19 protein-coding genes and 1 riboswitch are annotated in these 19,408 nt (G+C 71.4%); of the genes, 9 read left to right on the top strand and 10 right to left on the bottom strand.

The features are described from left to right. Window positions 1–207: 207 nt before the first annotated feature. Window positions 208–876 carry a TetR family transcriptional regulator gene (locus ACFQ7Q_RS07450; RefSeq protein ID WP_383550958.1) on the top strand — a complete coding sequence of 223 codons (669 nt, stop codon included), beginning with the start codon at window positions 208–210 and terminating at the stop codon, window positions 874–876. Window positions 877–884: 8 nt separating this feature from the next. Here ACFQ7Q_RS07450 and ACFQ7Q_RS07455 read toward each other — a convergent pair whose 3' ends face one another. The 8 genes from ACFQ7Q_RS07455 to ACFQ7Q_RS07490 all read right to left on the bottom strand — a co-directional run bounded on the left by ACFQ7Q_RS07455 (window position 885) and on the right by ACFQ7Q_RS07490 (window position 6,658). Then, window positions 885–1,421 carry a hypothetical protein gene (locus ACFQ7Q_RS07455; RefSeq protein ID WP_383550960.1) on the bottom strand — a complete coding sequence of 179 codons (537 nt, stop codon included), beginning with the start codon at window positions 1,419–1,421 and terminating at the stop codon, window positions 885–887. 102 nt (window positions 1,422–1,523) lie between these two features. Then, window positions 1,524–2,114, bottom strand: coding sequence for a hypothetical protein (locus tag ACFQ7Q_RS07460; RefSeq protein WP_383550962.1), 591 nt, complete (start codon window positions 2,112–2,114; stop codon window positions 1,524–1,526). 63 nt (window positions 2,115–2,177) lie between these two features. Continuing rightward, complete coding sequence (locus tag ACFQ7Q_RS07465; protein WP_383550964.1) at window positions 2,178–2,414, bottom strand: ferredoxin; 237 nt, start codon at window positions 2,412–2,414, stop codon at window positions 2,178–2,180. Further along, complete coding sequence (locus tag ACFQ7Q_RS07470; protein WP_383550966.1) at window positions 2,414–3,883, bottom strand: aldehyde dehydrogenase; 1,470 nt, start codon at window positions 3,881–3,883, stop codon at window positions 2,414–2,416. The genes ACFQ7Q_RS07465 and ACFQ7Q_RS07470 overlap by 1 nt, the downstream gene beginning before the upstream one ends. A gap of 159 nt (window positions 3,884–4,042) precedes the next feature. Continuing rightward, complete coding sequence (locus ACFQ7Q_RS07475) at window positions 4,043–4,189, bottom strand: hypothetical protein (protein WP_383550968.1); 147 nt, start codon at window positions 4,187–4,189, stop codon at window positions 4,043–4,045. A gap of 10 nt (window positions 4,190–4,199) precedes the next feature. Then, window positions 4,200–4,730 carry a hypothetical protein gene (locus ACFQ7Q_RS07480; protein ID WP_383550970.1) on the bottom strand — a complete coding sequence of 177 codons (531 nt, stop codon included), beginning with the start codon at window positions 4,728–4,730 and terminating at the stop codon, window positions 4,200–4,202. Next, window positions 4,727–6,172, bottom strand: a complete 1,446-nt coding sequence (locus ACFQ7Q_RS07485) for a hypothetical protein (protein ID WP_383550972.1) — start codon at window positions 6,170–6,172, stop codon at window positions 4,727–4,729. The genes ACFQ7Q_RS07480 and ACFQ7Q_RS07485 overlap by 4 nt, the downstream gene beginning before the upstream one ends. Window positions 6,173–6,184: 12 nt before the next feature. Further along, the gene (locus tag ACFQ7Q_RS07490; RefSeq protein WP_383550974.1) at window positions 6,185–6,658 is read right to left on the bottom strand and encodes a hypothetical protein; all 474 of its coding nucleotides are present in this window, start codon (window positions 6,656–6,658) and stop codon (window positions 6,185–6,187) included. A 412-nt stretch (window positions 6,659–7,070) separates the two neighbouring features. Between ACFQ7Q_RS07490 and ACFQ7Q_RS07495 the strand changes: the two genes are divergently transcribed. Then, window positions 7,071–8,108 (top strand): MBL fold metallo-hydrolase, encoded by a 1,038-nt coding sequence (locus ACFQ7Q_RS07495; RefSeq protein ID WP_383550976.1) that lies wholly within the window; start codon window positions 7,071–7,073, stop codon window positions 8,106–8,108. 19 nt (window positions 8,109–8,127) lie between these two features. Here the strand turns inward: ACFQ7Q_RS07495 and ACFQ7Q_RS07500 are convergent, their stop codons facing one another. Then, window positions 8,128–9,714, bottom strand: coding sequence for a serine/threonine-protein kinase (locus ACFQ7Q_RS07500; protein WP_383550978.1), 1,587 nt, complete (start codon window positions 9,712–9,714; stop codon window positions 8,128–8,130). 180 nt (window positions 9,715–9,894) lie between these two features. Continuing rightward, a riboswitch (cobalamin riboswitch) is annotated at window positions 9,895–9,974 on the top strand. A gap of 95 nt (window positions 9,975–10,069) precedes the next feature. Between ACFQ7Q_RS07500 and ACFQ7Q_RS07505 the strand changes: the two genes are divergently transcribed. The 6 genes from ACFQ7Q_RS07505 (at window position 10,070) to ACFQ7Q_RS07530 (ending at window position 16,455) form a co-directional block, all read left to right on the top strand. Beyond that, window positions 10,070–11,326: a prenyltransferase/squalene oxidase repeat-containing protein gene (locus ACFQ7Q_RS07505; protein WP_383550980.1), complete on the top strand. Its 1,257-nt coding sequence runs from the start codon at window positions 10,070–10,072 to the stop codon at window positions 11,324–11,326. A 38-nt stretch (window positions 11,327–11,364) separates the two neighbouring features. Beyond that, the gene (locus tag ACFQ7Q_RS07510) at window positions 11,365–12,063 is read left to right on the top strand and encodes an SCO2322 family protein (protein WP_383550982.1); all 699 of its coding nucleotides are present in this window, start codon (window positions 11,365–11,367) and stop codon (window positions 12,061–12,063) included. Next, complete coding sequence (locus ACFQ7Q_RS07515) at window positions 12,060–13,151, top strand: energy-coupling factor transporter transmembrane component T (RefSeq protein WP_383550984.1); 1,092 nt, start codon at window positions 12,060–12,062, stop codon at window positions 13,149–13,151. Before ACFQ7Q_RS07510 ends, ACFQ7Q_RS07515 begins: the two co-directional genes overlap by 4 nt. Beyond that, window positions 13,148–14,866, top strand: coding sequence for an ABC transporter ATP-binding protein (locus ACFQ7Q_RS07520; protein ID WP_383550986.1), 1,719 nt, complete (start codon window positions 13,148–13,150; stop codon window positions 14,864–14,866). Before ACFQ7Q_RS07515 ends, ACFQ7Q_RS07520 begins: the two co-directional genes overlap by 4 nt. Beyond that, window positions 14,830–15,762 carry an ECF transporter S component gene (locus ACFQ7Q_RS07525; protein ID WP_383550988.1) on the top strand — a complete coding sequence of 311 codons (933 nt, stop codon included), beginning with the start codon at window positions 14,830–14,832 and terminating at the stop codon, window positions 15,760–15,762. Before ACFQ7Q_RS07520 ends, ACFQ7Q_RS07525 begins: the two co-directional genes overlap by 37 nt. Before the next feature lie 285 nt (window positions 15,763–16,047). After that, complete coding sequence (locus ACFQ7Q_RS07530; RefSeq protein ID WP_352188225.1) at window positions 16,048–16,455, top strand: transglycosylase SLT domain-containing protein; 408 nt, start codon at window positions 16,048–16,050, stop codon at window positions 16,453–16,455. Between the two features lie 150 nt (window positions 16,456–16,605). Here the strand turns inward: ACFQ7Q_RS07530 and ACFQ7Q_RS07535 are convergent, their stop codons facing one another. Continuing rightward, window positions 16,606–17,775: a steroid 3-ketoacyl-CoA thiolase gene (locus tag ACFQ7Q_RS07535; protein WP_383550990.1), complete on the bottom strand. Its 1,170-nt coding sequence runs from the start codon at window positions 17,773–17,775 to the stop codon at window positions 16,606–16,608. Between the two features lie 275 nt (window positions 17,776–18,050). Here ACFQ7Q_RS07535 and ACFQ7Q_RS07540 point away from each other — a divergent pair, with 275 nt between their 5' ends. Continuing rightward, window positions 18,051–19,298 (top strand): cytochrome P450, encoded by a 1,248-nt coding sequence (locus ACFQ7Q_RS07540; RefSeq protein ID WP_383550992.1) that lies wholly within the window; start codon window positions 18,051–18,053, stop codon window positions 19,296–19,298. The last annotated feature ends 110 nt before the right edge of the window (window positions 19,299–19,408 follow it).

Genomic DNA, 19,408 nt, shown 5'->3' on the forward strand with positions numbered 1-19,408 from the left:
TCGCGGCCCCCTTCGAGCTTGCGTTTCGCGGGAGCGTAACCGCTCGCGCTAATCTAGAACAAGTTTCAGACTTGATCGTTCTTGATCGTTCAAGGAGCACAGAATCTACCGGCAGGTAGCCCCGTCGTAAGAGCCGGATCAGGTGATTCGCGCCACGGCCGGAGCCCCGCCATACTGTCGCTCCCCCACCGCACGGAACGGGACCTCATGACGTCGGAAGACAGACCCGCCTCGCCACCCCTGACAGAGCGCCAGGAGGCGCGTCGCCGCCGCATCCTGCATGCCAGCGCGCAGCTCGCCGGGCGGGGCGGATTCGACGCCGTACAGATGCGTGAGGTCGCCGAGGCGGCCGGGGTGGCGCTCGGCACGCTGTACCGCTACTTCCCGTCCAAGATCCATCTGCTGGTCGCGACGATGCAGGACCAGCTCCAGCACATGCACACGACCCTGCGGAAGCGTCCGCCGGCGGGCGAGAGCTCGGCGGAGCGGGTCGCGGAGACGCTGATGCGGGCGTTCCGGGCGCTCCAGCGGGAGCCGCAGTTGGCGGACGCGATGGTGCGGGCGCTGACGTTCGCGGACCGGAGCGTGAGCCCCGAGGTGGACACGGTCTCGCGGCTGACGACGGCGATCATCCTGGACGCGATGGGTCTGGAGCATCCGACGCCGCAGCAGCTGTCGGCGGTGCGGGTGATCGAGCACACCTGGCACTCGGCCCTGATCACCTGGCTGTCGGGACGGGCCTCGATCGCCCAGGTGAAGATCGACATCGAGACGGTCTGCCGACTGATCGACCTGACCGCGCCGAGCGCGCCCGCGCGGCCCCCGGCCGCCGCACCCACCGCGTCCGCGGCCCCGGAGGGCCGCGGGACGGTGTGAGTGAGCCGTTACGGCTTCTTGTTCTTCTCCAGGTCGGCCTTGAACAGGGCCTCGCACGTCGCGGTGTTGTCCGTGCCGATGAACATCACGATCGAGAAGCCCGCGGCGCCGTGGTTGCTGGCCTTGAGCGACCAGGTGCCCTTGTTCAGCGTCTTGATGGTGGACCCGGCCTGCTCCGTGCCCTGGCCTTCCTTCCAGCCGCCGCCGGACAGCGTCTTCACCGTGGCGTCGTAGGACTTCTTCGGGTCGGCGACCTTCTTCGTGTCGGCCGTCCAGGAGACCATGCAGTCCTTGAGCTCCGCCGGGACGTCCTCGCCCGAGGCGTCCTGGACGAAGCCCGCCGCCGTGGCGGCGGCCTCGATCTCCTTCTCCACTGCGGCCGCGTTCGGGCTGTCGCCACCGCCCGCCTCCGAACCCCCGGTCGTGGAGCCCGAGGAGGAGGACGATCCGCCCTTGTCCTTGCCCGAACTGCCACCCTCGCCGCCGCATCCCGCGACCAGCAGCACCACACCCGCGGCCGCGGCCACCCACTTCGCCTTGCGCACAACTCTCCCAATCCTGGGCGCACGCGGGCCTGTTGCCCCCGTGACCAGGGGTAGATTTTTGCACGTGAGAACGGTCGGGCGAAGCACCTCCGGCCCGCACCGCTACTCGTCGGCGCTCAGCATCAGCTCCCAGTCCGCTTCGGTGAACTCGTTCATGCAGGCGTCCTCCGTCGCCTGGAAGGACACCATGTCCAGCGCTCCCGCAGTGTGACGGCCCATCAGCGACCAGCCCGACTTCTTGAGCGTGAGGCTGACCATGGTGCCCTCCTTGCCGAGCTGTTCCTCGCGGGGTTCCCTCGTCACCCGCCAGCCGCGCTCCCCCAGCGCGGCGACGGTCGCGTCGAACTTCGCCCGGGGATCGCCGCCTTCGCCCAGCTCCAGGCCGGCAGCCATCCAATGGGCCGAGCATGCCGCGGCCCGCGCCTTGAGCCTGTCCTTCTCCGTGGCCACGGCCGGGGTGGAGGACGTCAGCGGCTCGGGCCGTCCCGAGGCCGGCAGACCGGCGGCGGAGGTGGCCGCGTCGATGTCGGCCTGTGCCGCGGCCCTGCCGAACCCCTTCCCCTCGCCCGGAGGCGATCCCGCGGCGGAGGACGCGGGCGGCCCGTCCTCCTCCGCCGCGCCGCAGCCCGTCGTCGTCAGCGCCAGAATCGCCGCCGCGGCCCCGCAGACGGTCGCCCGCCAGATCCTTCGCATGTGCCCCACCCCTGTCGTCCGTGTGCCGGAGGAGTGTCACACAGGCCCGGGAATCCGGGGACATCACTCCTCGGGCGGGAAAACCGGCTTCTCCCCGCCGTCGAGGAGCGTGATCAGGATGGCCTCCACCGGACAGCCCTCGGCAGCCGCGAGCACCTTCTCGTTCGCGTCCGACTCCGGTTCGCGCGGGTGGGACTGACGGGCCGTGTCGAGGCGGAAGCCGTCCGGGGCATGGTTCACGCACATGCCGGAGCCGATGCACACCCCCCGGTCGACCTCGACGTGCCAGCGGTCGCCCATCAGGCGCCACCCTGCCCCTCGTAACCGGCGGGCAGGTGGATCATCTTGTGCTCCAGGTACTCGCCGAAGCCCTCCGGGCCGAACTCCCGTCCCAGGCCGGAGTTCTTGTAGCCGCCGAACGGCCCCAGCATGTCCAGGCTGAAGGTGTTCACGTTGAACGTGCCCGTCCGCACCTGCCGGGCGAAGTCGATGCCGTGCTCCACGTCCCCGGTCCAGACGCTGCCGCTGAGCCCGTAGTCGGAGTCGTTGGCGATCCTGAGCGCCTCGCTCTCGTCCCCGTACGGAAGCAGACAGATGACCGGCCCGAAGATCTCCTCGCGGGCGATCCGCATCGTGTTGTCGACGCCTCCGAAGAGGGTCGGCTCGACGTACCAGCCGCGGTCGAGGCCGGCCGGACGGCCACCGCCCGACAGGATCTTGGCGCCTTCCTCCTGGCCGATCCCGATGTAGTCGAGCGAGCGCTGCTGCTGCCTCCTGGCCACCAGCGGACCGACCTGGGTCGCCGGGTCGAGCGGGTCGCCGACCACGAGCGCGCCCGCTGCGGCGGCGAACGCCTCGGCGATCTCGTCGTACCGGCTGCGCGGGGCGAGGATGCGGGTCTGCGCGACGCATGCCTGCCCGTTGTTCATCCAGGCGGCCGGGACGATCCCGGCGACCGCCGTCGCCACGTCGGCGTCGGGCAGGATCACGGCCGCGGACTTGCCGCCGAGTTCGAGGGTGACCCGGGTGAGGTTGCGGGAGGCGACCTCCATGACGCGCTTTCCGGCCGCGACCGATCCGGTGAAGGAGACCTTGTCGACGCCCGGGTGCCCCACCAGGTACTCGCTGACCTCCCGGTCGGCAGGGAGGATCGACAGGACGCCCTCCGGCAGCCCGGCCTCGGTCGCGATCTCGGCGAGGATGTACGAGTCCAGCGGGGACTCGGGGGACGGCTTGAGGACCACGGTGCAGCCGGCGAGGAGCGCGGGTCCGAGCTTGGCGGCGGCGGTGAACTGCGGGACGTTCCACGGCACGACCGCCGCGACCACGCCCACCGGCTCGCGCCGCACGAGGATCGGCCCGAGGACACCGGCGCGCCGGGTCTCGTACGGGTAGTCGCGCGCGACGGTGATCGCCGCGTCCCACACCATCATCGCGCCGAGCGCCTGCGCGAGGACGCTCCAGGAGTACGGGGAGCCGTTCTGCGCGCTGATCGAGCGGGCGATCTCCTCGTGGCGTACGGCGATGGCGTCCTTGATCCGGGTGACGACCTCGATCCGCTCCTCGACGCTCATCCGGGGCCAGGGCCCCCGGTCGAAGGCCGCGCGGGCGGCGGCGACGGCCCGGTCGACATCGGCCTCGGAGGCGTGCGGCACCCGGCCGATGACCTCCTCGGTGTGGGGCGAGATCACCTCGATGACGTCGCCGCCGAGCGGATCGGTCAACTCCCCGCCGATGAACAGCTTTCCGTGCTCCACAAGCTCGGTCATGACCGACTGCCTCCCGGAACCCGCGATGTTTCTGACTGTGTATCAGAACTGATATCAGTTCTAGTTATAGGGGGCAATGCCCAGGACGAGATGGGCCCCCACCAGCCGCTTTGCCGCTGATGGGGCCTACGTCATGCCGCCTGGGCCGTCTCTGGGCCGTCAGACGCTCCACTGCCCCTTGGCCTCTCGGGTCCGGGAGCTCGGCCAGTGGCCACGCCACCCCAGCAGTTCCACGCCCACCAGGGCGAGGGGCGCACCACGGTGCCAGTCGGCGATGTACCGCCCTTCGGGGTGGCGGCCGTTCACCGGTCGGCGGTCAGTCGGCGCCGATGAGATAGACCCGGCTGGTGCGGTCGTCGACCTGCGCCACCGCGACCTTCAGCCAGTTGAGGTCGCCCTCGCACGGCGCGCACACCTGGCCCTCGCGGACACCCGCCAACAGATCGGGCTCCGGCAGTCCCAGGTGCGAGAAAGGCGTCGACGGGTTCGTGATGCGGGGCAGCGGCTGAGCCCGCAGCCTGAGCGGTTCCTCCGGCTTCAGCTGCGCGACGAACTTGTCCGCCTCGCCCGTAGGGAGGGCGAAAGCCATGATCAGGCCATCGTCCTGCAGCCCTTGCAAGTGCGCGGCCTTCGCCCCGGTTGCCGCCTCGGGCACCTGTACATGCAGCGTCCTGGCGATCGACTCCACGGTCGCCCCGTCCACCCAGTGCGACGCCTGCCCCGACGAGCGGTCCGCCGCCGGAGTGCCGTTCCCCGTCGCCCCCGAGCACCCGGCCACGAGCCCGGCGAGCAGGGCCACCCCGGCGACCAACGCGGGATCCCACCTGCCTCGCGGCTCCATGCTCATCGAGCGTCCTCGTTCCGGCCGATGTCGGTACGCGTGCCGTCGCGTCCCGGTTCCTTCGGACCGGGCCAGGCGCCACCGGAACTCATGTCGTGCTGCTGCACCGAACTGCTCCCCCTCATGTCGAATTCCTTGGCCTGCCCCGTCGTGTGCATTCGAGCCATGTCGGCGTCCGTCACCGTGGTCGGACCGATGGGCGTGAACTTCCCGGGGTCCCAGTTGTACCGGTCCCACACATTGACCTGATAGTCGATGCCGACCTGCGGCTTACCGTCCGGGCCCGGCACCGCCGTCACAACACCCGTGGTGTTCGTCATCCCGCTGCCCACGGCCAGGAACCAGTTCGCCGTGCCATCGGGCCCCTTGTCGTGGGTGTAACCCTCCCCGATGGTCTCCACGGGGATCGCGACGGGTTTGCCGCCCGACTTCTCGAAGGCGTCAAGCGCCTGGCGGCGCCATTCGTCCTCGTGGTCGGAGCGCGTCTTCGCCGACACGTCACGCAGAACCGTGTCGCCCTCGTCGCTCAGCATCCTGTCGACATCGAGGTCGATGGTGTTGCCGGTCCCGTTCAGGTAGTGATCCATGTGCCGGGCCGCGTCCGTCTTGCCGATGAAGTCACCGGTGTTCGAGATCCCGTTGGCCTGGAGCTCCTTCCAGTAGTCCTCGAGACCGGGTGAATCGACGTCGTACGGTCCCGCCCCGTTGTCCGCGGCCACGCGCTTGACCGAAGGGGTCAACAGACCGGCCGCCAACAGCTCGTCCTTGTTCTGTGTCCACAGCTGTGCCCGGCTCTCGGGACTCAGTGACTGCCACAGCCGCCGCAGCTCCGCGCGCTGCTTGTCGTTGGCGTCTTCTCCCAGACCGGCGAGTTTCACGGCGCGGGGCAGCATGTCCTCGTCGAGCGACGTGTACGACGCGTGGCCGGCGTTGGTCGGATCACCGCCGTGGCTGGCGCGCAGCGCCCGTACCGCAGCTGCGTCCACCTCGGTGGCGTGGCTGACGATCCCGGTCAGTGTGTCGGCGTACCACTGCATCGTTTCGCGCTTCTTCTGCCCGGGGCCGTCCACCTCGCAGATGAGAGCATCGGCGATCACCACGGTTCCGTCCTTGCGCCCTGTGACGCTGAAGCCCCTCTCCTTGGCCTCGGCGGCGACGCCCCTGGCCTGCTGCTGGATGCTCTTCAGCTCGCTGTACGCGTCATCAAGGACCCCGAATATGCTCTGTGCCTCCTTGTGGAGGTCCTCGAACTCCTTCACCGTCTTGCCGACGAAGTCCCGGGTCACACCCGCGTTGACGCCCTCCCAACGGGCCTTGCCGGCCTTCGCCTTCATCCCGTCGCGGGCTTCACCGCCGAGCCGCTGCATCGCCCCGGCCACGCGCTTCCAGTCGGCGACCGCCGTCCCCAGCTTGGCGAGGTCGATTTCGATGAGCTCGTCGTAGTTCACGAGGTGCTCCCTCTACTTGAAGTACTCGGCGAGGCGGGAGACGGTCACGGCCGAGCCGTCCCGGTTCCGGAGCGACGCGGCGATCGCGGCGTCGTTCTCAGCGTGTGTCTTCTTCGAGTAGTCCAGGTGGTTCGATATGTGTGCGCAGGCCTGAAGGACGCTCTTGACCTGTGAGGTCCAGACGGACACCGTCGCCTCCAGTTCGCCCCCGAGAGCGAAGTTGCTGCCCTTCAACGCTGCTGCTGCCTGCATCGTGGAGCCGGCTCCCTCCTTGTCGGAGCCGGCGCCGGCGATGTCAGCCCCCTTCTGTAACCGGCTGTGCAGCATGAAGGCCTCATGGCCGACACCGCCGAGGTCGTCCTGGTTCACGACGAGGTTGGCCTGCCCCTCGCCTCCCGGGCCGTCCGGCAATTGGTTGAGTCGCATGGAGGTTTGCCGCTGGGCTGTCACGTCCGCTTTCGCGTTGTCCCACTCATCCCACGTCATCACTCCATTGGATCACGGCGTGTAACGGCCCGATCGACCGGAAAGGGGAGGGAGTTGGGGCCTCATGAGGGGGCGATAGAGCCCGTTTCCACCATCACGCGTCGGGCGGTCAGCCCCTCGTGGATACCACTTGCCTCGGTGACGCCCCGGCGGACGACCAGCCGTCAGCTGCTACGACACCACGAGTCCGACCTCAGTGACGCATGAGGTCCGCACCGGCCGCCGCCGGGCCATCTCCAGGCCGTCCGAAGGGGCACAGAGGCGGCCACCGACAACCACCCACGACGGCCCGACCTCAGGTCGGAGTCGGGGTGAGGTCAATGCGACGCAGGACACTCTGACGGATCGTCAGTTCTCGTTATAGTGGCCATGGTCGAGCAAGCGCCGTGCCGTCGCTAGGAGATGAGGGCCCATGAGCCAGGTGACCGAACACGGCGGAGGCGTCTGGTCGATCCAGGTCCCCATCCCCGACAACCCGCTCGGCCACACCCTGGTCCACGTCCTCGACACCGACCGCGGCCCCGTGCTGATCGACACCGGCTGGGACGACCCCGCCTCCTGGACCGAACTGTCCGACGGACTCATCGCGTTGGGCACCTCCGTACGGGACGTCCACGGGGTGGTCATCACCCACCACCACCCCGACCACCACGGTCTGTCGGGGCAGGTCCGCGAGGCGTCCGGCGCGTGGATCGCGATGCACGCCGCCGACACCGCCGTCGTCCGCCGCACCCGCGAGTCCGAGCCCGCCACCTGGCTGGAGTACCTCGCCCGCAAGCTGACCACCGTCGGCGCCCCCGAGGAACACATCGCCCCGCTCCTCGCCGCCCGCTCGGGCGGCCGGACCCGGACGCTGCCCGGACTCCGCTCGGCCGTCCCCGACCGCGAGATCGTCCCGGGCGAGCTCCTCGACCTCGCCGGACGACGGCTGCGCGCGATCTGGACCCCCGGCCACACCCCCGGCCATGTCTGCCTCCACCTGGAGGAGGAGCACCCCGCCCGGCTGCCCGGCCACGGCCGGCTCTTCTCCGGCGACCATCTGCTGCCCGGGATCTCCCCGCACATCGGCCTGTACGAGGACCCGGACGATGCCACCGTCACCGACCCCCTCGGCGACTACCTGGACTCGCTGGAGCGGATCGGGAGGCTCGGCGTCGCCGAGGTTCTCCCCGCCCACCAGTACGCCTTCGCGGACGCGGCAGGCCGGGTACGGGAGCTGCTCGACCACCACGAGGAGCGGCTGACCGGCCTCCTCGGCCTGCTCGCCACCCCGCTGACGCCGTGGCAGCTCGCCGAGCGCATGGAGTGGAACAGGCCCTGGGAGCAGATCCCGTACGGCTCCAGGAACATCGCCGTCAGCGAGGCCGAGGCCCATGTGCGACGACTGGTGAAGCTGGGCCGGGCCGAGGCCGCGGAGGGCACCGACCCGGTCGCGTACGTGGCGGTCTGACGTTCGCGCGGAGGCGGGATCAGGCCTTGGCGATCCGGATGCAGGACATCACCAGGATCAGCGGAGCGGTGCCGCCGCCGAGGATGATCATGGGAACGGCCACCCACATCAGGAAGGGCTCGCCGCCGTCGTAGGCCGCGCCGTTGTACACGAAGATGAACCAGAGCACGTGCAGGACGCTCACGACGCACAGCGCGATCCAGTAGACGCCGACCCCGGCCGCCCACAGCCGGACCCTGCCGGGCGGGACGGTCACCAGACGCCGCCTGTAGCGGTGGAGCCCCACCATCGCCGCGAACAGGAGCAGCGTGCCCGGGACACGCCACCAGTCGTTCAGCGCCCACTGGTAGGGGCCCTGCTGCTGGTCCGAGAGCGACGGGTAGCGGACCGCCCGGTCCATGAGGTCGATCCCGCCGATGAGGAAGGCGAACATCGGCACCAGGAAGAACAGTCCGTACAGCGGTCTGCCCAGCCCTGTCGTCAGGGCCTTGACGGCACGCACGCGGGCGAGCGGGCGTCCCGACTCGGCCCGGGCGCGCGGCACGCTCGCCGTCCCGGTCCTGCTCCTCGCGCGCCCCGGCAGGACCGCCGTGGGAGCCGGGGTGTGCGCGGGCAGGACGGTGGTGACCGACTCGCCCCCCTCCACGGCCGGCTCCACCCCCTCCGCCGGCGCGGCCGTCGACACCTCGGCCGCCGTCCGCGGTTCCGCCTCCGCCTCCTCCTCCGCCTCCGCGTTGAGCAGCTCCTCCGCCTTCTGCGCGATGGCGGCGACGACCGGCGCCGGCAGCCAGGAGCCGTGAGCGGCCCGATGCCCGTCGGCGACCGCGGCGAGTTCGGCGACCGCCGGCCGGTCCTCGGGCCGTTTGGCCAGACACTCCCGCGCGAGCTCCCCGAAGCGGCCCCCGACCCCGTCGAGGTCCGGCTCGTGGTGCACGAGCCGGTAGAGCAGCTCGGCCACCGATCCGCCGCCGAACGGGCCGCGCCCGGTCGCCGCGAAGGCGAGGACCGCGCCGAGGGAGAAGACGTCGGCGGCCGAGCCGATGGTCCTGCCCTCCGCCTGCTCGGGTGACATGTAGCCGGGCGAGCCGACCACGAGGCCGGTCCCGGTCAGCGCCGTCTCGTCGGCCGAGCGCGCGATGCCGAAGTCGATGAGCAGGGGTCCGGACTGCGAGAGCAGGACATTGGACGGTTTGACGTCCCGGTGCACCAGGTCCGCGCGGTGCACGCCGTCGAGGGTGTGGGCGAGTCCGGAGAGAAGGCGCCACAGGGCGTCCTGGGGCAGCGGCCCGTGCGCGATCACGGCCTCGGAGAGCGCGGGCCCGGGGACGTACGCGGTCGCCAGCCAGGGCACCGCCGCCTCGGGGTCGGCGTCCAGGACGGGCACCGTCCCCGCCCCCCGTAACGACTGCGCGGCCCTGACCTCGCGGGCGAACCTCTTCCGGAAGCCGGAATCACCGGCCAGCGCGCCGTGGACGACCTTGAGGGCGACCGTCCGCCCGTCCGGCGAGCGGCCCAGGTAGACGCAGCCCATGCCGCCCTCCCCCAGGCGGTACAGCAGCCGGTACGCGCCGACCCGGCGCGGATCGGTCTCGGTCAACGGCCGCATTCAGCCCACCCCCGTGAGACGCCGTCCACGTCGCACACGTGAACAACGGTCACGTGAGCAGCAGTCAGCATGGCACAGCCGCCGGGGGCCCGTGCAGGCTCCGTGTGAGGCGCCTCGCACCCACCGTTCGCGAGGTGTACGGGCCGGTAGAGTGTGCGAGTCGTCATCATGCCCGTACGGGGGGAAGCCGGTGCAATTCCGGCACTGACCCGCAACCGTGAACCGTCGCCTCAAGCCGTCGACGGTGAGTCGGAATGCCCCGTCGGGACGTGACCGCCGGCACCGTCGAGGAATACGGAGCCGAGCCTGGTGCCTTGTGCGTGCCGGTGCCCGGCCGCAGGAGAGGCCAGCACGCATGACCACCGTCCGCCGCGGCGCCGCCGCGTTCGCCACCGCCGCCGTGCTCTGCACCGCGCTGGCACCCGCCGCGTCAGCCGCGCCCTCTCCGACCCCCACGCCCGCACCGGTGATCCCCGCCGGTCTCTACGGCACGAAGGACCCGACGTACGACGGTGTCTGGCGCCAGTCGGTCGCCTTCATCGCCCAGCGGATCAGTGGTGTGCAGCCCTCCGAGCAGGCCGTGACCTGGCTGAAGGGGCAGCAGTGCGAGAGCGGCGCGTTCTCCTCGTACCGGCCGGACCCCGCCAAGCCGTGCACCCCGGCCACGATGCTGGACACCAACGCCACGGCCGTCGCCCTCCACGCCCTCACCGCCGTCCAGGCGCAGAGCGCCGACCCGGCGGCGGTGTCCAAGGCCGTCGAGGCGGGCTCCGGCTGGCTGAAGGGCATCCAGAACAAGGACGGCGGCTGGGGCTACAACCCCGGCAGCCCCAGCGACGCCAACTCGACCTCCATCGTGGTCAGCGCGCTCGCCGCCCTCGGTGACAAGCCGGGCGAGGTGAAGTCGGCCGAGGGCCGGTCGCCGTACGACGCGCTGCTCACCTTCGCGACCCCCTGCGCCACGAAGGACGGCCCGGGCGCCTTCGCGTACCAGCCGGACAAGGACGGGCGGCTGTTCGCGAACGCCGACGCGACCGCGGCCGCCACCATCGCCGGTCTGGGCAAGGGCATCACCGCCGGCGGTGTGAAGCCCGCGCAGTCCCCGACCTGCAAGGACCTTCCGAAGCCCACCGCCGAGCGGGCCGCGCTCAACGGCGCCTCCTATCTGGCCGGCGCGCTGGCCCGGACCGGCCACCTGAACACCCCGCCGATGCCCGGCGCCACCGACCCGACCGAGCTGCCCGACTTCGGCAACACCGCCGACGCCGTCGTCGCGCTCGCAGCGACCGGTGCCACCAAGGAGGCGACCGGGGCGCTGACCTGGCTGCAGCAGAACTCCGCGACCTGGGCCAAGGAGAGCGGCCCGGCCGCCTGGGCCCAGCTGGTCTTCGCCGCGAACGCGATGGGTGTCGACCCGCGCGCCTTCGGCTCGACCGACCTCGTCAAGGAGCTGAACGCCACCGGCCCCGCGCCGCAGAGCACGCCGTCCCCGAGCGCCTCGCCGAGCGAGGAGGACGGGGACTCCGGCTCCTTCGACCTGTGGTGGATCATCGGCATCGGCATGGTGGTCGGTGTCGGGATCGGCTTCCTGCTGAGCGGGCGCAAGAAGTGAGGACGCCCCGGCTCCGGACGCCCCGGCGTCTCGGCTCCGTGGCCGGGGACCCCGGACGCCGCGCCGCCCGTGTCGTGGCCGGCGCGGCGACGGGTGTCGTACTGACGCTGGCCGTCGCCGCTCCCGCCCAGGCCGCGGGCTACCGGTACTGGTCGTTCTGGGAGAGCGACGGCGGCGGGAAGTGGACGTACGCGACGCAGGGTCCGGCGACCGCCCGGCCCGGTGACGGGGACGCGATCGGTTTCCGCTTCGCCCTCAGCAACGACACCAGCGACTCCTCCCGGCCCTCCGCCGCCCCCTCCTTCACGACGATCTGCGCCGGCGTCGAGGAGAAGGCGGACACCAAGCGGATCGCCGTCGTCGTCGACTACGGCGACGCCGACGACGCACCGCCCGGGGAGAGCCCGCCGGCGCAGCGGCTGAAGGTCGGCTGCGCGCAGGTCCGCGAGTCCGCGACGGGCGCGGAGGCGCTGGCCGCCGTGGTGAAGCCGCTGCGGTACGACAGCGCCGCCCTGCTCTGCGGGATCGCCGGGTATCCGGCGAAGGGCTGCGGCGAGCAGGTGGCGGAGGCGAAGCCGTCGTCCCCGGCGGGGACGCCCACCACGGATCCCACGCCGTCCGCCGCTCACAAGGCCGACGGCGACGACGGCGGGCCCTCCGCCGGGATCGTCGTGGGCGGGGCTGCCGTACTCGCGCTCGGCGGCGCCGCGGTCTGGAAGGCACGCCGCCGCGCATGATCCGTGCCCCCGAGGCGAACCGCTCCAACGCCTTGCACGCCGGCGCCTGGTGGCTCTGGGCGCTGGGGCTTGCCGTGGCCGCCTCCCGTACCACCAACCTGCTCCTCCTCGGCCTGATCGTCGCGGTAGCGGGTTATGTCGTCGCGGCCCGCCGCACGGACGCCCCCTGGGCACGCTCGTACGGCGCGTTCGTGAAGCTGGGCCTGTTCGTGGTGGCCCTGCGGGTGGCGTTCTCGATCGTGCTCGGTTCGGCGATCCCGGGGACGTACGAGCTGTTCACGCTGCCCGAGGTGCCGATGCCGGACTGGGCGCAGGGTGTGCGGATCGGTGGCCGGGTGACGGCGGAGCAGGTCGTCTTCGCGGTGTACGACGGGGCGAAGCTGGCGACCCTGCTGATCTGTGTGGGCGCGGCGAACGCGCTCGCCAACCCGGCGCGGCTGCTCAAGTCGCTGCCGGGCGCGCTGTACGAGGCCGGGGTCGCCGTCGTCGTGGCGATGACCTTCGCGCCGAACATGGTCGCGGACGTGATGCGGTTGCGGACGGCCCGGCGGCTGCGGGGGCGGCCGACGGGCGGGGTGCGGGCGGTGCTCCAGATCGGGCTGCCGGTGCTGGAGGGCGCGCTGGAGCGGTCGATCGCGGTGGCGGCCTCGATGGACGCGCGCGGATACGGGCGTACGGCGCAGGTGCCGGCGGCCGTGCGGCGGACGACGAACGTCCTGACGCTGGGCGGGCTGCTCGGAGTGTGCGCCGGTTCGTACGGTCTGCTGGCGGCGCAGGGCGCGGGGTACGGGCTGCCGCTGGTCGTCGCCGGTCTCGTCGCGGCGATGGCCGGGCTCCGGCTCGGCGGGCGCCGGACGGTACGCACCCGGTACCGGCCGGACCGGTGGGGGGTGCGGGCGTGGCTCGTCGCCGGTTCGGGGGTGGCCGTGGCGGCGCTGATGATCTGGGCGAACGTCTACGCGTACGAGGCGCTGCACCCCGGCGTCGTCCCGCTCGTCGCGCCGGAGCTTCCGCTCTGGCCGGCCGTGTCGTTGCTGGTGGGCCTGGTGCCCGCGTTCGTGGCCCCCGTACCGAAGGAGTCGTCGTGATCCGGTTCGAGAACGTCTCGGTGCGGTACGGGGACGCGTCGGAGCCCACGCTGCGCAACCTCGACCTGACGATCCCGGAAGGCGAACTGGTCCTGCTGGTCGGTCCGTCGGGGGTCGGCAAGTCGACCCTGCTCGGCGCGGTGTCGGGGCTCGTCCCGCACTTCACGGGCGGGACGCTGACCGGCCGTGTCACGGTCGCGGGCCGGGACACGCGGACGCACCGGCCCCGCGAGCTGGCGGACGTGGTCGGCACGGTCGGGCAGGACCCGCTGGCGCACTTCGTCACGGACACGGTCGAGGACGAGCTGGCCTACGGGATGGAGTCGCTGGGCCTCGCGCCCGAGGTGATGCGGCGCCGGGTGGAGGAGACCCTGGACCTGCTGGGCCTCGCGGAGCTCCGCGACCGGCCGATCGCCACGCTCTCCGGCGGCCAGCAGCAGCGGGTGGCGATCGGCTCCGTGCTGACCCCGCACCCCGAGGTCCTCGTCCTCGACGAGCCGACGTCCGCGCTGGACCCGGCGGCGGCGGAGGACGTCCTCGCGGTGCTCCAGCGCCTGGTGCACGACCTGGGCACGACGGTCCTGCTGGCGGAGCACCGCCTGGAGCGGGTGGTCCAGTACGCGGACCGGGTGCTCCTCCTGCCGGAGGGCACCATGGGCCCACCGGCCGAGATCATGTCGATCTCACCGGTACACCCGCCGGTGGTGGCACTGGGCCGCCTGGCGGGCTGGAAGCCGCTGCCCTTGACGGTCCGCGACGCCCGCCGCACGGCGGGTGACCTGCGGTCCCGCCTGGAGGCCCGGCTCACGGAGAGGGCCCCGGAGGAGCCCCTCCTTCCCCACTCCGCCCCTGCCCGCACCCCCGCCGACCCTCCGCGGCCGGGCGTGGACACCGCAGGGAGGGGGTGGGCCGGGCGCATCCCCAAGCTCTGGCGGCGCGGCACCGACACCCACGCCCCCGTGTCCGACCGGCTCGTAGACGTCGACGCCCTCGGTGTCCGGCGCGGGCGCGTCGAGGCGCTTCGCCGTGTGGACCTGCGGGTCCGGGCCGGTGAGACCGTCGCGCTCATGGGGCGTAACGGCGCCGGCAAGTCCACGCTGCTCAACGCGCTGGTCGGCACCGTCACCCCTACCTCCGGGGCCGTCCTCGTCTCCGGCCGCGTCCCCCACCGGACCGACCCGCGCGAGCTGATCCGGCAGGTGGGACTCGTACCGCAGGAGCCGCGCGATCTGCTGTACGCCGACACCGTCGCCGCCGAGTGCTCCGCCGCCGACTCCGACGCGGGCGCCGCACCCGGCACCTGCCGCGCCCTGGTCTCCGAGCTGCTGCCGGGCGTCGCGGACGACACGCACCCCCGCGACCTGTCCGAGGGCCAGCGCCTCGCGCTCGCGCTGGCCGTCGTGCTCACCGGACGCCCCCCGCTCCTGCTCCTCGACGAGCCGACCCGCGGTCTCGACTACGCGGCCAAGGCCCGTCTCGTCACGCATCTGCGTGAGCTCGCCACCGACGGCCACGCCATCGTGCTCGCCACGCACGACGTGGAGCTGGCCGCGGAGCTGGCGCACCGGGTGGTGATCCTGGCGGGCGGCGAGGTCGTCGCGGACGGTCCGACGGCCGAGGTCGTCGTCTCCTCCCCCGCCTTCTCCCCTCAGGTCGCCAAGATCCTCGCCCCGCAGCCGTGGCTCACGGTCGAGCAGGTCAGGGAGGCGCTGTGAGCAGCGGAGGACCCGTCCGGCTCGGTCCGCGTTCGGTCGCCGCGCTCGTCCTGGTCTCCCTGATCGGGTTGGCCGCCATCGGCTGGCCCCTCTTCGCGGACGCCTCCTCGGCCGTGACGACGCACGCCGCCGACGCCCCCTGGTTCTTCGCCGCCCTCCTCCCCCTGCTGATCGCGGTCGTGGTCGCCACGATCGCCGACTGCGGGATGGACGCGAAGGCGGTCGCGATGCTGGGCGTGCTGGCCGCCGTGGGCGCGGCGCTGCGCCCGCTCGGGGCGGGGACGGCGGGCCTGGAGCCGATGTTCTTCCTGATGGTGCTGAGCGGCCGGGTCCTCGGGCCGGGGTTCGGTTTCGTGCTCGGCGCGGTGACGATGTTCGCGTCCGCCCTGCTCACGGGCGGTGTGGGTCCGTGGATGCCGGTCCAGATGCTGGCGATGGGCTGGTTCACGATGGGCGCGGGCCTGCTACCGGGGCCGGTGGGGGGCACCCCTGCTCGAGCGAAGCCGAGAGCTTGGGTCCGGGGCCGGGGCGAGCTGCTGATGCTGTCGGCGTACGGGTTCCTGGCGGCGTTCGCCTACGGCACGGTCACCAATCTCTACGGCTGGGTCACCGTCGGCGGCCTGGGGACGGGGATCTCCTTCGTCCCCGGCGACCCGGTCCACGAGAACCTGGTCCGCTTCCTCGCGTACGTCCTCGCCACCTCCCTCGGCTGGGACCTCGGCCGGGCCGCCCTCACGGTGGTCCTCACGCTGACCGTCGGCCGGACGCTCCTCAAGGCGCTTCGGCGGGCCACGCGGCGGGCGAACTTCGAGGCCCAGGTCACATTCGAGGCCCCGGACGGGCCCCCTCGGGGTGAGGCGCCCCACAGGACCTACGTCACGTACGAAGCGAAATAGGAGAGGGTTCAGACCCTCCCAAATCACCCCATAGCCCTACGTGAGCTGCGAAAACGCCGGAGACCCCGCCAAGGGACGTTCGGCGCGAGTCCGAGTCCGCCTCGTACCGGGGGTCGTTGCGTCGCTGTTCCGGCCCTGGTTGTCTGGTGGACGTCGCCAGGCAGCAGCGCTCAGCGCAGCGCCTCGGACAGGCCGATTCCCCACAGGATCCGGGTTCCCCGGGCTCTGGTTCCGGCTTGCCGAAAACGCCCGGCGCACCCCATGTCCCCGACGTTAGGTCGCTTCGTGTTCCGCTCCATCGCCACCCGTGCCAACTCCCGCAAGAAGACCCTGGCCGTCTCCGCAGCCGTGCTGCTGGGTGCCTCGGGCGCGGTTCTGGGCACGACGGCTTCGGCCTCGGCCGCTCCCAGCGACGCCAAGGCGATCGCCAAGCAGATCGTTCCGGCTTCGCAGTTCGCGTCGTTCAGCAAGATCGTGGAGCACGAGTCCGGCTGGAACCCCTCCGCCACCAACTCGTCCAGCGGCGCCTACGGCCTGGTCCAGGCCCTCCCGGCCTCGAAGATGTCCTCGGCCGGCTCGGACTGGAAGACCAACCCGGCCACCCAGATCAAGTGGGGTCTCGACTACATGAACGACCGCTACGGCAGCCCGAACGGCGCCTGGGCGTTCTGGCAGGCCAACGGCTGGTACTAAGAGTCACCCCCAGCCGCCGGCTGCCCCTCGCAAGGCCCCGCCCTCCTCACGGAGGGGCGGGGCCTGCGGCGTTTCCCGGGCACCGGCCGACCCGGCGGCAGTGACGGCGGATGCCGGAGTCGCGGACACGGGCGCGGAGAAGGAGAAGCGCTACAGCCGCTGGATGATGGTGCCGGTGGCCAGCGCCCCGCCCGCGCACATCGTGATGAGCGCGAACTCCTTGTCGGTACGTTCCAGTTCGTGCAGCGCGGTGGTGATCAGCCGCGCCCCCGTCGCGCCGACGGGGTGACCGAGCGCGATGGCGCCGCCGTTGACGTTGACCTTGTCGAGGTCCTGGTCGAAGACCTGGGCCCAGCTGAGGACCACGGAGGCGAAGGCCTCGTTGATCTCGACGAGGTCGATGTCCTTGAGGGACATCCCGGCCTTGCCGAGGACGGCGCGGGTGGCGTCGATCGGCCCGTCCAGGTGGAAGTGCGGATCGGAGCCGACGAGGGCCTGGGCGACGATCCGGGCGCGCGGCCTGAGCTTCAGCGCGCGGGCCATCCGCTTGGAGGCCCACATCAGCGCGCAGGCGCCGTCGGAGATCTGGGAGGAGTTGCCGGCGGTGTGGACGGCCGTCGGCATGACCGGCTTGAGCCGGGCGAGCGCCTCCATGCTGGTGTCGCGCAGCCCCTCGTCCCGGTCGACGAGCCGCCACATGCCCTGCCCGGCGGCCTGCTCCTCCTCCGTCGTCGGTACCTGGACGGCGAAGGTCTCGCGCTTGAAGCGCTCCTCGGACCAGGCGTTCGCGGCCCGTTCCTGGGAGAGCAGGCCGAGCGAGTCGACCCGTTCGCGGGTGAGGCCCCGGTGCCGGGCGATGCGCTCGGCGGCCTCGAACTGGTTGGGCAGGTCGACGTTCCACTCGTCCGGCCAGGGCTTTCCGGGCCCGTGCTTGGAGCCCGAGCCCAGCGGGACGCGCGACATCGCCTCGACACCGCAACTGATGCCGATGTCGATGACCCCCGAGGCGATCATGTTGGCGACCATGTGGCTCGCCTGCTGCGAGGAGCCGCACTGACAGTCGACGGTGGTGGCAGCGGTCTCGTACGGAAGACCCATGGTGAGCCAGGCGTTGCGCGCCGGGTTCATGGACTGCTCGCCGGCGTGCGTGACGGTGCCGCCGACGATCTGCTCGACGCAGTCGGCGTGGATGCCGGTGCGTCCGAGGAGTTCGCGATAGGTCTCGCCCAGAAGGTAGGCGGGGTGCAGATTGGCGAGCGCGCCTCCACGCTTGCCGATGGGGGTGCGTACTGCTTCGACGATGACGGGTTCCGCGGCCATGAGCTCGTCCTCTCCTCGCCCGGGCGGGGTGTCCCGGCACTCCGCGACGGGGGCGGTACGGGGAACTAGTACGCGTTCTAGTTCTGAGTGAAGTCTTATGACTGCTACCGCCGGTACGCAAGGGTTGTGCACGCACCCGCGTGCGCCGACCACCCGCAACAGTTCCCGTCGCATCCCTTGCGAGTTGTAGAACCCGTTACTACCTTGCGGTCAACTTCTGATGGACCGTCAGACATGCTGTCAGGCACGCGTGTCTCAGACATGGAGTGTTGCCGATGCCCTGCCCTCACCTCCCCGAAGGGTTCGACGCCACCGACCCCGATCTGCTCCAGAGCCGCATCCCCTTCCCGGAGTTCGCGCGACTGCGACAGACCGCGCCCGTCTGGTGGTGCCCCCAGCCGCGCGGCATCACCGGCTTCGACGACGAGGGCTACTGGGCCGTCACCCGGCATGCGGACGTCAAGTACGTCTCCACCCACCCCGAGTTGTTCTCCTCCACCGAGAACACGGCCGTCATCCGCTTCAACGAGCACATCACCCGGGACCAGATCGAGGTCCAGAAGCTGATCATGCTCAACATGGACCCGCCCGAGCACACCCGGGTCCGCCAGATCGTCCAGCGCGGCTTCACCCCCCGCGCGATCCGCACCCTGGAGGCGGCGCTGCGCGAGCGCGCCCGGGCGATCGTCGAGGAGGCGAAGCGGAACGCCTCGTCCGACGGCTCCTTCGACTTCGTCACCCAGGTCGCTGTCGAGCTCCCGCTCCAGGCGATCGCCGAACTCATCGGTGTGCCGCAGGAGGACCGCGCCCGGATCTTCGACTGGTCGAACAAGATGGTCGCCTACGACGACCCCGAGTACGCCATCACCGAGGAGATCGGCGCCGAGGCCGCCATGGAGCTCATCGGGTACTCGATGAACCTCGCCGCGGCACGCAAGGAGTGTCCGGCCAAGGACATCGTGACCCAGCTCGTCGCCGCCGAGGGCCAGGGCAACCTCTCCTCGGACGAGTTCGGCTTCTTCGTGCTCCTGCTCGCAGTGGCCGGCAACGAGACCACCCGTAACGCCATCAGCCACGGCATGTACGCCTTCCTCACCCACCCCGAGCAGTGGGAGCTGTTCAAGCGGGAGCGGCCGGCGACCGCCGCCGAGGAGATCGTGCGCTGGGCGACCCCTGTGGTCTCCTTCCAGCGGACGGCCACCCAGGACACCGAGATCAGCGGCCAGAAGATCCGCAAGGGCGACCGCGTCGGGCTCTTCTACTCCTCCGCCAACAACGACCCCGAGGTCTTCGAGAACCCCGAGACCTTCGACATCACCCGCGACCCGAACCCGCACCTCGGCTTCGGCGGCGGAGGCCCGCACTTCTGCCTCGGCAAGTCGCTCGCCATCAACGAGATCGAGCTGATCTTCAACGCGCTCGCGGACGTCCTGCCCGAACTGACGCTCGTGGGCGAGCCGCGCCGACTGCGCGCGGCCTGGCTGAACGGGATCAAGGAGTTGCAGGTCCGGGTCGGCTCCTGACAGACCGGAAGGCGGGAGCCCATCCCCCTACGCCTGGGGCTCCCGCCTCCCGCCCCCCTCGACCCATGGGCGCACCTCGGCCTTCGGTACCCGGAACCGGAACCTCGCGC

The sequence above is a fragment of the Streptomyces sp. NPDC056527 genome (genome assembly GCF_042794475.1).
Taxonomy (GTDB): domain Bacteria; phylum Actinomycetota; class Actinomycetes; order Streptomycetales; family Streptomycetaceae; genus Streptomyces.

Excerpts from the sequence above, each read along its gene's own strand:
- ACFQ7Q_RS07480 (WP_383550970.1), bottom strand. The coding sequence starts at position 4,730 with ATGAGCATGGAGCCGCGAGGCAGGTGGGATCCCGCGTTGGTCGCCGGG.
- ACFQ7Q_RS07495 (WP_383550976.1), top strand. The coding sequence starts at position 7,071 with ATGAGCCAGGTGACCGAACACGGCGGAGGCGTCTGGTCGATCCAGGTC.
- ACFQ7Q_RS07490 (WP_383550974.1), bottom strand. The coding sequence starts at position 6,658 with ATGACGTGGGATGAGTGGGACAACGCGAAAGCGGACGTGACAGCCCAG.
- ACFQ7Q_RS07535 (WP_383550990.1), bottom strand. The coding sequence starts at position 17,775 with ATGGCCGCGGAACCCGTCATCGTCGAAGCAGTACGCACCCCCATCGGC.
- ACFQ7Q_RS07450 (WP_383550958.1), top strand. The coding sequence starts at position 208 with ATGACGTCGGAAGACAGACCCGCCTCGCCACCCCTGACAGAGCGCCAG.
- ACFQ7Q_RS07540 (WP_383550992.1), top strand. The coding sequence starts at position 18,051 with ATGCCCTGCCCTCACCTCCCCGAAGGGTTCGACGCCACCGACCCCGAT.
- ACFQ7Q_RS07460 (WP_383550962.1), bottom strand. The coding sequence starts at position 2,114 with ATGCGAAGGATCTGGCGGGCGACCGTCTGCGGGGCCGCGGCGGCGATT.
- ACFQ7Q_RS07515 (WP_383550984.1), top strand. The coding sequence starts at position 12,060 with ATGATCCGTGCCCCCGAGGCGAACCGCTCCAACGCCTTGCACGCCGGC.
- ACFQ7Q_RS07505 (WP_383550980.1), top strand. The coding sequence starts at position 10,070 with ATGACCACCGTCCGCCGCGGCGCCGCCGCGTTCGCCACCGCCGCCGTG.
- ACFQ7Q_RS07500 (WP_383550978.1), bottom strand. The coding sequence starts at position 9,714 with ATGCGGCCGTTGACCGAGACCGATCCGCGCCGGGTCGGCGCGTACCGG.
- ACFQ7Q_RS07465 (WP_383550964.1), bottom strand. The coding sequence starts at position 2,414 with ATGGGCGACCGCTGGCACGTCGAGGTCGACCGGGGGGTGTGCATCGGC.
- ACFQ7Q_RS07470 (WP_383550966.1), bottom strand. The coding sequence starts at position 3,883 with ATGACCGAGCTTGTGGAGCACGGAAAGCTGTTCATCGGCGGGGAGTTG.